The 14,754-nt window shown below is 39.2% G+C and carries 10 protein-coding genes; 9 read left to right on the top strand and 1 reads right to left on the bottom strand.

Annotated elements, in window-relative coordinates; all coding sequences use genetic code 11:
* Positions 1-27 precede the first annotated feature (27 nt).
* Positions 28-951: a LysR family transcriptional regulator gene (locus JMM81_RS10510; protein ID WP_256241532.1), complete on the bottom strand. Its 924-nt coding sequence runs from the start codon at positions 949-951 to the stop codon at positions 28-30.
* Between the two features lie 203 nt (positions 952-1,154).
* Between JMM81_RS10510 and JMM81_RS10505 the strand changes: the two genes are divergently transcribed.
* The 9 genes from JMM81_RS10505 to JMM81_RS10465 all read left to right on the top strand — a co-directional run bounded on the left by JMM81_RS10505 (position 1,155) and on the right by JMM81_RS10465 (position 14,742).
* A complete protein-coding gene (locus JMM81_RS10505; RefSeq protein ID WP_256241531.1) occupies positions 1,155-3,320 on the top strand; it encodes a methylmalonyl-CoA mutase family protein in 2,166 nt (721 codons plus the stop codon).
* A complete protein-coding gene (scpA, locus tag JMM81_RS10500) occupies positions 3,320-5,491 on the top strand; it encodes a methylmalonyl-CoA mutase (protein ID WP_375162372.1) in 2,172 nt (723 codons plus the stop codon). Before JMM81_RS10505 ends, scpA begins: the two co-directional genes overlap by 1 nt.
* Positions 5,484-6,617 (top strand): methylmalonyl Co-A mutase-associated GTPase MeaB, encoded by a 1,134-nt coding sequence (meaB, locus tag JMM81_RS10495; protein WP_256241529.1) that lies wholly within the window; start codon positions 5,484-5,486, stop codon positions 6,615-6,617. The genes scpA and meaB overlap by 8 nt, the downstream gene beginning before the upstream one ends.
* Before the next feature lie 14 nt (positions 6,618-6,631).
* Positions 6,632-7,069: a methylmalonyl-CoA epimerase gene (gene mce / locus JMM81_RS10490; protein WP_256241528.1), complete on the top strand. Its 438-nt coding sequence runs from the start codon at positions 6,632-6,634 to the stop codon at positions 7,067-7,069.
* Between the two features lie 66 nt (positions 7,070-7,135).
* Entirely contained in the window at positions 7,136-9,220 is a 2,085-nt protein-coding gene (locus tag JMM81_RS10485) for a heterodisulfide reductase-related iron-sulfur binding cluster (protein WP_256241527.1), read from the top strand.
* Between the two features lie 250 nt (positions 9,221-9,470).
* Positions 9,471-10,247: an ABC transporter ATP-binding protein gene (locus tag JMM81_RS10480; RefSeq protein WP_256241526.1), complete on the top strand. Its 777-nt coding sequence runs from the start codon at positions 9,471-9,473 to the stop codon at positions 10,245-10,247.
* A 193-nt stretch (positions 10,248-10,440) separates the two neighbouring features.
* Entirely contained in the window at positions 10,441-11,667 is a 1,227-nt protein-coding gene (locus JMM81_RS10475) for an acyl-CoA dehydrogenase family protein (RefSeq protein ID WP_256241525.1), read from the top strand.
* 110 nt (positions 11,668-11,777) lie between these two features.
* Positions 11,778-13,910 (top strand): acetate--CoA ligase family protein, encoded by a 2,133-nt coding sequence (locus tag JMM81_RS10470; RefSeq protein WP_256241524.1) that lies wholly within the window; start codon positions 11,778-11,780, stop codon positions 13,908-13,910.
* Positions 13,911-13,974: 64 nt separating this feature from the next.
* Positions 13,975-14,742, top strand: coding sequence for an electron transfer flavoprotein subunit beta/FixA family protein (locus JMM81_RS10465; RefSeq protein ID WP_256241523.1), 768 nt, complete (start codon positions 13,975-13,977; stop codon positions 14,740-14,742).
* The last annotated feature ends 12 nt before the right edge of the window (positions 14,743-14,754 follow it).

Below are 14,754 nucleotides of genomic sequence, written 5' to 3'. Positions count from 1 at the left end.
TTAGAAATGGCTAGAGCCCTTCAATAACTATCTACTAACAATAATTCCTTTTTCAATCTGCTCTCTCATTGTTTTAATAAAATCACGAGTTTGCGGTGAAAAACTTCTCTTTTTAGAACGAACAATCCCATAGGTTAAATTAGCGTTCTCATAGTTGGTGAGTGGAATCGGAATGATATCGCCACTTTTCACACTAGGATCATCCTTCATAATGATATCAGAAAGAAGGGTAACCGCTATTCCACTTATAACAGACTTTTTTAATATCTCCGTATTATAGGTGTCGAAAAGGATTTTTAAAGGTCCATATTGCTGACTGATATTTTCATAAACATGTTTCGTACTTGAATACACGACATGATTCTGACCTAGCAAATCTTCAGGTGTAAGACTATCTTTAAAGGAAAGAGGGGAATGCTTGCTAACACATACACACAATCTTCCTTGAGATAAAGTATCAAAATGAAAATTATTTTTGTATTGGGCGGCCCATTCAATCCAGTGTGTTTCATTTAAAGATATAAATCCGATATCTGTTTCATTTTGTTTTAAAATTTCTAAAATATTTAAGTGCTCTTTAATCATAATATCTATATGAGGGTATTTTTTTTGAAAGACAGGGATGGTATCTGGTAAGTAAGTTAAAAGTATACTTGGACTACTTACGATACTTAATTGATTGTTCGTGCTATCATGATGGTTTTGAGTCTCTTTTTCTAATTCAATTAACTTTAAACAAACATCAAAGGCTTTATTAATCACCTTTTTTCCTTGATCCGTTGGTATCGTTCCTAATCTGGACCTTTTAAACAATTTAACACCATATCTTTCTTCAAAACTAGTAATGGATTGGCTAATGGTAGACACAGATACATGAAGGTTTTTAGCGGCTTTGGAAATAGACCCAACCTTTGCTACTTCTACAATATATTCAATTTGTTCAATATGCATAATTTCACCTATCTTTCAGAAATAATGAAGTTACATTCAGATTATTTTAATTTACTTTGACTAATCTGAATTGTACAATAAATATATATATTTGTCGACAATCAACAATATTTTTCTTTAAGTAAGTGACTAAACATCGCCCGGCAAATCATGACATTCCATTTAGAGAAATCAATTTTTGATGAAAGAGAGGGGGATAAACGATGACAAATGTTGTTCAGAAGCAAAAAGATCAAGATATTATCGAAGAAAATCAGCTATTCAGTGAATTTCCACACCCTTCCTATAAAGAGTGGAGGGAAGTGGCAGAGAAATCATTAAAAGACGCCTCCTTTGAGGAGAAGCTGATTTCGAAAACCTATGAAGGTATTTTCCTTCAACCATTATATAGAAAAGAGGATATAGAGGGTCTTTCACACCTTTCTTCATTACCAGGCGCAGCTCCATATGTGCGTGGAACACGGGCATTAGGTTATCAAGATAAAACCTGGGAGGTATGTCAGGAGCTTGTCTATCCTACACCTTTAGAATTTAATGAGGCAGCAAAAAATGATCTACAATGCGGCCAGACGATGCTGAACCTTGTGCTCGATCAAGCCTCTTCCCTAGGACAGGATCCAGATCAAGTCTCCCCTGAAAAAGTAGGCAAGGGAGGAGTATCCATTAGTTCTTACCAGGATCTAGGTAATGCTTTGAAGGGAATTGACCTTGAACAAACACCACTTCTTATTCAAGCAGGTTGTGCAGGATTACCTATTTATTGCATGGTGGTTGCACATGCGAAAGCAGCAGGCATGGAAATAAGTAAACTGCGCGGTTCTGTGGGTATGGATCCATTAGGAACATTGGTAAAAGAAGGGACAATCCCGTTTTCACTAAAGAAGTCCTATGATTTATTAGCTCATCAAACTTCCTGGGCAAAAAAAGAAACCCCAGAATTAAAGACCATTCTCGTACAGGGAGATCCTTATCACAATGCAGGAGGAAATGCTGTTCAAGAATTAGCTTTCACTTTGGCTACCGGTGTGGAATATATTCGTGAGATGCAAGAAAGAGGATTATCCATTGAAGAAATGGCACCAAGAATGCTCTTTTCCTTCTCGATTGGTTCGAACTTCTTTATGGAAATATCTAAACTTCGTGCCGTCCGATTACTTTGGTCTAAGATCATTGCTGCTTTTGGCGGAAATGAAGAAGCACAGAAAATGACCATTCATGCGCGAACATCATACTGGACTAAAACCGTGTATGATCCATATGTCAATATCCTTCGTGGAACTTCGGAAGCATTTGCAGCCGTTATTGGTGGAGTTGATAGTCTTCATATATCACCTTTTGATGAAGCGATTCGTCCACCCGATGAATTTTCCCGACGGATTGCAAGAAATACGCAAATCATTTTGGAAAAGGAAGCTCATTTATCGAAAGTGGCCGATATAGCTGGGGGTTCCTGGTACGTTGAATCTCTTACCGATTCTCTTGCTAAAGAAGCATGGAAACAATTCCAGCAGATTGAGAAAAATGGCGGGATGTTCAAAACTCTTGATAGCAGTTACGTACAAGAGCAAATCAAAGAAATAGCTGACAAACGTTTAAACAATATTGGTCGACGTAAAGATAAGTTTGTAGGAACTAATATGTATCCAAACTTAATTGAGCAAAAACTTTCAGTGCCTAAAGCGGATAAGGATTCTGTCTATCAAACCCGCTGTGAAGAAGTAGGTAATTATCGAAAAGCAAATGATGGAAGTAAGAAGAATTCACTCCTCAATGAATTGGGGGTCTCTAAAGAAGGAAACGTACATCTTTCTCTGGAAGCCATCCAAGCTGGTATCACTTTAAGTGAATGGGTTAAGGCTATTAGACAAATGGACAAGGCTTCACCAACCATTCAAGCATTAAATATCCATCGTGGAGCAGAACGCTTTGAGGGTTTAAGGAAAAAGGCAGAGATGTATAAAGAAACGAATGGTTCCTACCCTAAAGTCTTTCTTGCGAACATGGGGCCGATTTCACAGCATAAACCGCGTGCTGATTTCTCCAGAGAATTCTTCGGGGTTGGCGGGTTTGAAGTGATTTCAAATAACGGATTTTCAACAATTGATGAAGCGGTTCATGCTGCCCTTACATCTGGTACTTCAATCGTTGTGATCTGCTCGAATGACGCGACTTATCCAGAAATAGTACCACAATTGGCACAAAAGCTTAAACAGGAAAATCCGGACAGCATTCTTTTCGTAGCGGGTCTTCCAAATTCAGAACAAGCGGAACGATTCAAGCAAGCAGGAGTGGATGATTTTGTCCACATGCAATCAAATTGTTATAACGTGCTGTTTGATCTTCAACAGCGGAAAGGAATTGGACGATGATTAATAATCCGAATTTTTCGACTATTGATTATAGAGGAAACACTGAATCAGATTTTACGGAGCCATTGGATAAGGCTAATTTAGACGATCATATATGGAAGACAATGGAACATATTAATGTTAAGCCTTTATACGACGATAAAGACTTGACTGGGATTGAACATCTAGACTATGTTGCCGGAATTGCTCCCTTTTTACGTGGTCCCTATCCTACCATGTATATCACAAAGCCATGGACCGTTCGTCAATATGCCGGATTCTCTACGGCAGAGGAAAGTAATGCCTTCTATCGAAGAAATCTGGCAGCGGGTCAGAAAGGACTTTCGATTGCCTTTGACCTGGCTACACACCGCGGCTATGATTCCGATCATCCGCGTGTAGTCGGGGATGTAGGAAAAGCCGGAGTTGCCGTTGATTCGATTTTAGATATGAAAATATTATTTGACGGTATTCCGTTGGATAAAATGTCTGTTTCGATGACGATGAACGGAGCGGTTCTTCCTATTATGGCTTTCTACATTGTTGCCGCTGAGGAACAAGGAGTTCACCAATCACAGCTAACCGGAACAATTCAAAATGATATTTTAAAAGAATATATGGTACGGAATACGTATATTTATCCACCTGAAGCTTCGATGAAGATCATTGCTGATATTTTTGAATATACTTCACAGCATATGCCTAAGTTCAACAGCATTAGTATTTCCGGTTACCATATGCAGGAAGCGGGAGCGACTGCAGATATTGAATTAGGCTACACACTGGCAGACGGATTGGAATATGTAAGGACCGGATTAAAAGCCGGCATCGATATTGATTCATTTGCACCACGGTTATCTTTCTTCTGGGCTATCGGAAAGAACTATTTTATGGAAGTAGCAAAAATGCGGGCGGCACGGATGATTTGGGCGAAACTCATCAAACCGTTTAACCCTAAAAATGAAAAATCAATGGCTTTAAGGACACATAGTCAAACCTCTGGCTGGAGTCTCACAGAGCAGGATCCGTTTAATAATGTGACAAGAACCTGCGTTGAAGCTATGGCAGCTGCACTAGGGCATACCCAGTCGCTTCATACGAATGCACTGGACGAGGCGATCGCCCTTCCAACGGACTTTTCAGCCCGAATTGCCCGCAATACCCAATTATTTTTGCAAGATGAAACAGGGATTTCTAAGGTTGTCGATCCGTGGGGTGGGTCCTATTATGTAGAATCCCTTACCAAGGATCTTATCAACCGTGCTTGGACACATATTCAAGAGGTTGAGTCACTTGGCGGAATGGCTAAGGCAATCGAAACAGGCTTGCCAAAAATGAGGATTGAAGAAGCCGCAGCCCGCCGTCAGGCTCAAATTGATTCTGGTAAAGAAGTCATCATTGGTGTTAACCAATATCGATTAGAACAGGAAGATCCGCTTGAAATTCTTGAAGTAGACAATACGGCGGTACGTGAAGCACAGCTTCATAGATTGAAAGAATTGCGTTCAAACCGTGATGAAACATTAGTGAAATCAACTCTTGATGCCATTACAAAGGCAGCTGAGACAGGGGAAGGAAATCTATTAGCTTTAGCCATTGAAGCAACAAGAGCAAGAGCAAGCCTTGGTGAAATTTCAGATGCTTATGAAAAGGTAGTGGATCGCCATAAGGCTGTCATTCGTTCCATATCCGGAGTATACACTGCGGAGTTTGGTGAAGACGAACAGGTTGCACAAGTTAGGAAAATGGCAGACGTATTCGAAAAACAGGAAGGTAGACGCCCCAGGATTATGATTGCAAAAATGGGGCAGGACGGTCATGATCGCGGGTCAAAGGTTATTTCCACAGCATTTGCTGATTTGGGCTTTGATGTCGATATCGGACCACTATTCCAAACCCCGGAAGAAACAGCCATGCAGGCTGTAGAAAATGATGTTCATGTTGTAGGGATGAGTTCTCTTGCTGCCGGCCATAAAACATTATTGCCACAGTTAGTAGAAGAATTAAGAAAACTTGGCCGTGAAGATATCGTTGTGGTTGTAGGCGGAGTGATTCCAGCCCAGGATTATGAATTCTTAAAGCAGAATGGAGCATCAGCTATTTTCGGACCTGGTACCGTGATCCCTGCCGCAGCTCAAAAAGTACTAGAAGAGATCATCCGACGTCTTGAGGAAGAGATCCAATATGGATAATAAAGAAAAAATACCGGAATGGGTACCAGTAGATGCAGGAGCAGAATTTACGTCTCGTGTGGTAGAAGGGATTACAGGGGAAAACTCTAAACGGAAAGACAATATTAATCATACAGCACCACTACTTACGCCACGTCGGAATCGGTTAACGATAAGTGATTATATCGATGGGGTACTTTCAAGGAATCGAACCATTCTAGCACAAACCATTACTCTGGTTGAAAGTAATAATGCTAAGCATATGGAAATGGCTCAAGAAGTGTTGAAGGAGTTGCTCCCCTACACTGGAAATTCAATACGGGTCGGAATTACCGGTGTTCCTGGAGCTGGAAAAAGTACATTCATAGAAACGTTGGGCACTATGCTTTGTGAGAAAGGGCATCGCGTTGCAATACTTGCTGTCGATCCGAGTAGTACGGTTACAGGAGGCAGCATTCTTGGAGACAAAACGAGGATGGAAATGCTCTCACGTCATCCCCAGGCATTTATCCGACCATCGGCTTCAGGTGGAACCCTAGGTGGGTTAAATCGGAAAAGTAGGGAAACCATGCTTGTATGTGAAGCAGCTGGCTTTGATGTCATTCTTGTTGAAACCATGGGGATCGGGCAAAGTGAAGTGACAGTACGTTCCATGGTTGATTTCTTTCTGTTAGTCATGTTGACAGGTGGAGGTGACGAACTTCAAGGAATCAAAAAGGGTGTTATGGAGCTGGCTGATGCGATCCTTGTGAATAAGGCGGATGGAGAAAATAAACGTCGTGCTTTGATAGCAAAGTCTGAGTTTAATCAAATTCTGCATTATTTACAGCCGATTACAGAAGGATGGTCTCCCAAAGCCTATACAGGTTCTGCATTAACGAGTGAAGGGATTGCTGATATTTGGCAGGTGATTCAAGATTTCCGCAGCCAAACATCTGAATCAGGTGTGTTCTGGGAGCGGCGCCGGAAGCAAACGATTGATTGGATGTATACGATGGTTGAAGATTATCTGCGAACAAGCTTCTTCAACCACCCGGAAGTGAGCAAATCTATTCCGGCAATTGAGGCGGCTTTAGTAAGAGATGAAATGTCTGCCACCATGGCTGCGAAACAACTGTTAAAAACATATGAGTATAACTTTAAATAGAGAGGAAGAAGAATATGTCGGTCAAGGCACCAAAACAAATCGAACATATCGGGATTGCGGTAAAAGATTTGGAAGAATCCGTTCAACTTTATACCGAACTGCTTGGATTAACTTGTCTCGGGTATGAAACCGTTGAAAGTGAGAAAGTTCGTGTCGCCTTCCTGGAAATAGGGGAGACACGACTAGAACTTTTAGAACCGACTAGCCCGGATAGTCCGGTTGCTCAATTTATTGAAAAAAGAGGGGAAGGACTACACCATATTGCCTTGCAAGTTGATAATTCAATCGAGCGCTTAGAGTTCCTGAAAGATCACGGTGTCAAGTTGATCAATGAGGTCCCAAAACAAGGGGCACACGGCAATTTGGTCGCATTTCTACATCCGAAATCGACAAACGGAGTGCTGCTGGAGCTGTGTCAGCCTCTAGGGAATAAAGAAGTGATTGAAAAATAGAATCATATATTTTATGGAAGGGGGAAACTTCCTTCTAATAAACCTGGAAGATTAAGGGGAGATGACATGTTAGCACTTATAAACCTTTTAACCTTTATCGCTGTAGGCGGTTATGCTATTTATTTATTTGCTAATTTGCTGTACAGCCGGTATTTGTTTATAAAGCTTGGTAAGAAAGCTGATTTTGAACCGAACTTCAAAGAACGAATTAATGGTGTATTAGTGAATGGTTTCGGTCAGTCCAAACTATTTAAAGATAAGAAAAGCGGTACGATGCATTTAATCTTATTTTATGGATTCTTTATCATTCAAATAGGACTTATCGAACTGATTATAAAGGGATTTATTAAAGGATATGAATTTCCATTCGGTGAAGCGCATAAATATTTTAGCTTTCTACAAGAGTGGACTAACTTCCTCATGATGTTAGCAATCGTATATGGATTTTACCGTCGTTATGGTGAAAAACTAAAACGGTTACAGTGGAAGCGAAATGGAAAAGCAGCTTTTGTCTATATTGCCTTATTCACTCTAACCATGTCGATCCTGGTTGCATTGGGATTTGAAGCAGTTATGATCGGTCATGAACCAAATCTCGTATTCGCTCCATTCTCTGGTGCTATTGCGTTATTGTTCTCCAGCATTGGAGCAACGGCTGCAACGGTGTTATTCTACGTGTTTTGGTGGATTCACATGTTGACTGTATTCTCGTTCCTAGTGTTTGTACCACAGTCAAAGCAATTCCACGAGATATTTGCTATGATCAATATCTTCTTTAGGAAAACTGGTCCTGTAGGGAAGTTAAAGAAGGTTGATTTTGAAGATGAGACAGCGGAAGAATTTGGTGTGGGAAAAATTGAAGATTTTACGCAGAATCAGTTGATAGATCTGTATGCCTGTGCGGAATGCGGACGATGCACCAATATGTGCCCTGCTTCAGGAACTGGAAAAACGTTATCTCCGATGGACCTCATTGTGAACTTGAGAAATCATTTGACAGAAAAAGGAGCAGCGGTGACTTCCAGACAACCGTGGGCACCCTCTTATTTTTTTAAAAATACAAGAGCCAATCAATTAGCTCTAGCGGGCGCTGGTTCTAGCGAAGTAGCGGCCACCCTTGAAGATGTAAGTTTAATAGGGGATGTTGTGACAGAAGAAGATATTTGGGCCTGTACGACTTGTCGTAACTGTGAGGATCAATGTCCTGTTATGAATGAGCATGTAGACAAAATCATTGACTTACGCCGTTACCTTGTCTTGACAGAAGGAAAAATGAATTCGGATGCCCAAAGGGCGATGACTAATATTGAACGTCAAGGGAATCCTTGGGGAATTAACCGTAAGGAACGTGCTAATTGGCGTGACGCTTTAATTGAAGAAGTTACGATTCCAACTGCAAAAGAATTGAAAAAAGCAGGAGAAGAGTTTGATTATCTATTCTTTGTTGGATCAATGGGCTCTTATGATAACCGCAGTCAAAAAATAACTCAATCGTTTACGCAGCTTTTAAATAAGGCTGGATTGAAGGTAGCCATTCTCGGAAATGAAGAAAAGAACTCTGGAGATACACCACGTCGTCTTGGAAATGAGTTCTTGTTCCAAGAACTGGCAACATCAAATATTGAAACATTTAAAAAGTATGATGTGAAGAAAATTGTCACAGTAGATCCACATGCTTTTAACACACTCAAAAATGAATACCCTGAGTTTGGGTTAGAAGCAGAAGTGTATCACCATACAGAATTACTAGAAAAATTAATTAAAGAAGGAAAATTAACACCGAAGAACAAAGTAGATGAAGTAATTACGTATCATGATTCTTGTTATTTAGGGCGCTACAACAAGGTGTATGATGCCCCTCGTGAAATCTTAAAATCCATTCCAGGAGTCAAATTAGTAGAACCTGAAAGGAACCGAGAGAATTCCATGTGCTGTGGTGCCGGTGGTGGACGCATGTGGATGGAGGAAGATAAGGGAACCCGCATTAATTTGGCGAGAACAGAACAGCTTCTTGAAACCAATGCCACGATGATTAGTACGGGCTGTCCATACTGCTTAACTATGATCAGTGATGGAACGAAGGCAAAAGAGGTGGACGGACAAGTTCAAACATTAGATGTAGTAGAAATCCTGGAAAGATCGATAATATAAAAGGGACAAAGAGGATGCCAATAATGATTGGTATCCTCTCCTTAACTTTAGTCGTCACAGAAAAAAGGAAATCGATTTAGAATTGAACACCTAATTGATTAGTTTGTTTACGATGATAATGATCTGAGATGTTATTATTGGATCCTTAGAAGGCAATGTTCTTATATTCATGTCACTGCTTTTTGTTGACTTACTTAATACTAGTAGGAAAAATAATGGGGCAAGGGGCCCAAAGAGGAGAGGTTATGAAATGGTTATAGAGATGGAAAATGTGTCTTTAATGAGAGACGGAAAATGGATTTTAAAAGACATTAATTGGAAGGTGGATAAAGGGAAAAGATGGGTGGTATATGGTTTAAATGGTGCTGGGAAAACAGCATTGCTAAATACGCTTTGTGCCTATAATTTTCCTACTAAAGGTAAAATGGAGGTATTGGGAAGAGAATTCGGCAAGGTGATGCTCGGTGAAGAGCTGCGTATACAAATCGGCTTGGTTTCATCCAGTCTCCAACAAAAGTTTTACCAATCGAATAATGCTTTTGAAATTGTTTTGAGTGGTGCCTATGCCTCAATCGGATTATATCAGAAGCCGACACAGGAAATCAGAGAAAAGGCGATCTCTTTATTGGACCAGCTGGGCTGTATGGAATATGCCAACCGCAGTTATGGAACCTTGTCTCAGGGAGAAAAACAACGTGTGCTGATAGGTCGTGCCTTAATGGCAGAGCCGGGATTGTTAATTTTAGACGAACCGACAAACGGATTGGATTTTGTTGCAAAAGAACAACTATTGGATACGATTGATAAAATAAGCAGAGTACAATCAGCTCCGACCTTACTGTACGTTACTCACCATGTGGATGAAATTCTACCGATTTTTACCCATACCCTGTTATTAAAAAAGGGACAAGTATTTGCAACCGGTAAGACAAAGGACGTTCTGACCAGTGATAGATTATCAGAATTCTTTCATTTAGATGTTGAAGTCTTATGGAATCACGATAGGCCTGCGCTAGTACGAGCATAATAAATGAAAGCAGCCTTCGTAACCTTAACCTCGCATTCTATTATTAACTATATCTTTTGGAAAAATTGAAATAATATTCAGAATTATCTAATTTACTTAAAGCATACTGAATTGTATAATAAGAACATAAGGTTGTCGACAATCCTTTAAAAACATATTTATAGTCGACAATCAACAAAAGGAGGAATATTATATGGATTTTAGATTAACGGAAGAACAAAGAATGGTACAAAAAACGATAAGAGATTTTGTGAATAAAGAGTTAATACCATTAGAAATAGACGTTCTTAAAAATGAGCGTGAAGGTAGACCAGGACTTACAAAAGAAAAATTAAAGGCGCTTCAATTAAAAGCAAAAAAAGCGGGATTCTGGGGAATCAATACACCAGAAGAATACGGTGGTGCTAATTTAGACCCAATTACTAGTGCGATTATTACAATGGAGCAATACAGAACGTTTGTCCCGTTTGAATTTGGTGGCCATGTAAATAATATTCTTTTTGCTTGTAATGAAGAACAAAAACAAAAATACTTAATACCTTCAGTTGCAGGAGATAAGATTCCATGCTTTGCTTTAACTGAACCAAGTGGTGGATCTGATCCTCAAATGAATACAACAGCTGTTAGAGATGGAGACGAATATATCCTTAACGGTGAAAAAGTATTCATCACACGTGGTATGGAAGCTGATTTTGCAATCGTTTTCGCATCTACAGACAAATCAAAAGGAAGAAGCGGCGGGGTTACAGCCTTCCTAGTAGATCGTGAAATGGGTTGGAAATCTGAACCGATTCAAACAATGGGTGGAACATGGGAGCCTGCACAATTAATTTTTGATAATGTTCGTGTGCCTAAAGAAAATATCATCGGTGAAGAAGGAAAAGGATTTAAATATGCGATGATGTTTATCAATCATAATCGCGGTTGGGTTATTCCTGCACGAAGCGTTGGTGCTGCAGAAAGACTATTAGCAATGGGTATTGAATATTCAAATACTCGTGTTACTTTCGGAAAACCAATTGGTACGAATCAAGCGATCCAATGGATGATTGCCGACTCTGCAACTGAAATAGAAGCGGCTAAATGGATCATGTTCCGTGCTGCTTGGATGGCTGATCAAGAAGGTTCTTGGAAAACAGGGCAGGATAGCCTGAAATTTAGACATCAAGCTTCAATGGCTAAACTCTATGGAACAAATATGGTTAATCGTGTTGTTGATAGAGTACTACAAATTCATGGTGGTATGGGCTTCACGAAGGAGTTACCTGTGGAGCGCTGGTACCGTAATCTACGTGTGTGGAGAGTTTATGAAGGGTCAGATGAAATGCTTCGCCGTACGATCTCTAAACATTTACTTGAAGAAACAATTAAGCCAAGCGAGTTAATGCCTAGTAGCAAAGAGAGTGTAATTTATCAATAATGATTGGACAAGGTTTTACAATTTTACTAGATGGAATTGTAAGGCCTTCCAATTCTAAAATCAATATTGACTATAGAAACAGAGGTTTTTTTTAGAAAGGGTAGATAATAATGAGATTAGAATTAGATTCGCTAAAACCCTTACTAGATCCAAATAGCATTGCCATTATAGGAGCGTCCTCTGATTTAACGAAAATTGGAGGACTTCCTATTAAAAGTTTATTAGATTTTAAATATCAAGGAAGAATTTTCCCTATAAATCCTAAATATGAAGAAATTGCAGGTTTAACATGTTATCCACATATTAGTCATGTTCCTTATGAAATTGATCTAGCAATTATTGTACTTCCAAGTTCGTTGGTTTTACAAACTGTTCGAGATTGTGGCACTCATGGGGTTAAGTCTATTATCGTCATGAGTGCTGGTTTTTCTGAAATTGGAGAACAAGGGAGACGAAATCAAGAAGAATTAACGAAAATCGCGAATAACTATGGAATGAGAATATTAGGACCAAACACAGTCGGTATGTTTAATTTGAAAAAGGGAGCCATTGCCAATTTTGCGATCACTTCTAGTTTAGGAGAGGTTCCTAAAGGGAGAATTGGAATTGTAAGTCAAAGCGGGGCCTTTTGCGGTTACATCTATACACTAGCATCGCAAAAACAAATTGGACTAAGTTATTTTATCGGCACTGGTAATGAAGCAGATATCGATGTTGCAGATTGCATTGCCTACTTGGCTCAAGGTGAACATACAGATGTTATTGCTGTATATCTAGAAGGCTGTAAAGATGGGAGAAAGTTAATTTCTTCATTAGAAATGGCAAAGAAAAATAATAAGCCAGTCATTGTTTTAAAGACCGGTAAATCAGAAATTGGCAGTAAAGCTGCATTATCACATACAGCCTCTTTAGTTGGTGAGGATGCTTCCTATGATGTGATTTTTAAACAAACAGGTGCGTATCGGGTTGAAAGTATTCAAGAGATGTTAGATATAGCATATGCCTGTTCTTTCGGAAGGCTTCCACAAGGGAAAAACATTGCCATTTTTACCGTGTCAGGTGGGGCTGGAATTATGATGGCTGATTATCTCGCTTTCCAAGATGTAAATTTACCTGAGCCTGAAGAAAGTGTAAGAAAAAAACTACTTCAACTTGTGCCATTTGCATCCATACAAAACCCGGTCGATTTTACAGGTCATCTAGTTAATAATCCTAAGATTTTTGGGGACTTTTTGAGAGAGGTACTGGATAACGGAATCTATGATATGATTGTTACTTTTACTGGCATTCAAGGATATAAAAAAGAAGCTTTTGAAGAACTTTTATCTGCCATGAAAGAGATCCACAATGAATACCCGCATATTCCACAGTTGCTGACAACTTTGTTTACACCAGAAACCAAAAAGAAGATTCATAAAACAGGAATTCCTGTTTTTGATGATCCGATCACAATGGTTAAAGTGGCTAAAGCCTTGAGCTATTTAGGCAATCATTTCTATCCTTCTACTCAAAGTGAAATGAAATGGATCAAGAAGAAACTAGATTTATCTCTATTTACGTCTCATACTTTGACAGAAGTACACAGTAAACAATTACTTCAATATTATGATATTCCTGTCACCATCGAAAAGATGGTTAAAACAGAAGAAGAAGCGGTTAAAGTTGCTAATGAAATTGGGTATCCTGTCGTATTAAAAGGAATGTCACCACAGATTTCACATAAAACAGAAGCCAATCTTGTTCACTTAAATGTTTATAATGATGTTGAAGTGATTCGTTTATTTAGATATCTTCGTCAAAGGATTTTCCAAATACAGGATGCAGAATTTGAAGGGGTATTAGTTCAAGAGATGCTGGATCGCCCTATTGCCGAAATCATTGTAGGGTCAAAAAATGATCTGCTATTTGGGCCAATGATAATGGTAGGTTTAGGGGGGGTTTTTGTAGAGGCATTTAAGGATGTTTCGATCAGGAAAGCACCTGTTGATAAGAATGAAGCATTAAAAATGATTCAAGAGTTAAAAGGTTTTTCCATCTTAAATGGACTAAGAGGGCAGCCACCAGTAGATATAGAGGCACTTTCTGATTTAATTACTTCAGTCAGTCATCTTGTCATAGACTATGCAGCTGAAATGGAAGAAGTAGACCTAAACCCAGTGATGGTTTATCCAGTAGGAAATGGAGTTAAGGTAGCTGATGCTTTAATCAAACTGAAAAAGAAAACATTGGAAAAGGTCAAGTAAATTTACAGAATATTAAAATTAATTATGATCAAATAAAAGGTTTTATCGAAAGGAGAAAAACAAAATGAATATTTTGGTATTACTAAAACAGACCTTTGATACTGAAGAAAAAATAGTCATTCAAGATGGGTTAATTAATGAAGATGGTGTTGAATTCATCATTAATCCCTATGATGAATTTGCGGTTGAAGAGGCCGTGAAGTTAAAAGAAACACATGGCGGGGAAGTCACAGTACTCACAGTAGGCCCTGATCGTGCAGCGGATGCGCTACGAACTGCCCTTGCAATGGGTGCTGACAAATCCATTCTTGTTGAGGATGAGGATCTGTTTGGAGATGAGTATAAAATCTCTAAAGTCATTGCTGCTGTAGTCAAAAGAGACTCTTATGACATCATTATTTGTGGATATATGGCCGTTGATAATGGCGCAGCGCAAGTAGGTCCAAGACTAGCAGAGCTATTAGATATTCCACATATCATTACGGTTATAGGACTGGAAATTGATGGAACAACTGCGAAGATACAAAAGGATGTGGAAGGAGAAACGGAATTTATTGAAACCCAATTACCGGTTCTTATTACTGCTCAACAAGGCTTAAATGAGCCACGTTATCCTTCCATTCCAGGTATTATGAAAGCAAAGAAAAAGCCTCTAGAAAGACTTGAAGCGGATGATCTAGATATTGATGCTGATGATATCCCTTCAAAAACGGTTGTTACCGAACAGTACCTTCCTCCTAAAAAAGAAGCAGGAAGGGTTTTAAATGGTGAATTATCTGACCAAGTGAATGAATTGGTTCAATTACTATATAAAGAAGCAAAAGTAATCTAATAAGAAAGGGCT

Source organism: Bacillus sp. V3B, assembly GCF_024494465.1.
Classification (GTDB): Bacteria; Bacillota; Bacilli; order Bacillales; family Cytobacillaceae; genus Bacillus_BD.
The sequence above is the reverse complement of the archived record's forward strand: the minus strand, read 5'-3'. Positions and strand labels throughout refer to the sequence as shown.

Coding starts and splice junctions, on each gene's coding strand:
- JMM81_RS10510 (WP_256241532.1), bottom strand. CDS start 951: ATGCATATTGAACAAATTGAATATATTGTAGAAGTAGCAAAGGTTGGG.
- JMM81_RS10505 (WP_256241531.1), top strand. CDS start 1,155: ATGACAAATGTTGTTCAGAAGCAAAAAGATCAAGATATTATCGAAGAA.
- meaB (WP_256241529.1), top strand. CDS start 5,484: ATGGATAATAAAGAAAAAATACCGGAATGGGTACCAGTAGATGCAGGA.
- mce (WP_256241528.1), top strand. CDS start 6,632: ATGTCGGTCAAGGCACCAAAACAAATCGAACATATCGGGATTGCGGTA.
- JMM81_RS10485 (WP_256241527.1), top strand. CDS start 7,136: ATGTTAGCACTTATAAACCTTTTAACCTTTATCGCTGTAGGCGGTTAT.
- JMM81_RS10480 (WP_256241526.1), top strand. CDS start 9,471: ATGGTTATAGAGATGGAAAATGTGTCTTTAATGAGAGACGGAAAATGG.
- JMM81_RS10475 (WP_256241525.1), top strand. CDS start 10,441: ATGGATTTTAGATTAACGGAAGAACAAAGAATGGTACAAAAAACGATA.
- JMM81_RS10470 (WP_256241524.1), top strand. CDS start 11,778: ATGAGATTAGAATTAGATTCGCTAAAACCCTTACTAGATCCAAATAGC.
- JMM81_RS10465 (WP_256241523.1), top strand. CDS start 13,975: ATGAATATTTTGGTATTACTAAAACAGACCTTTGATACTGAAGAAAAA.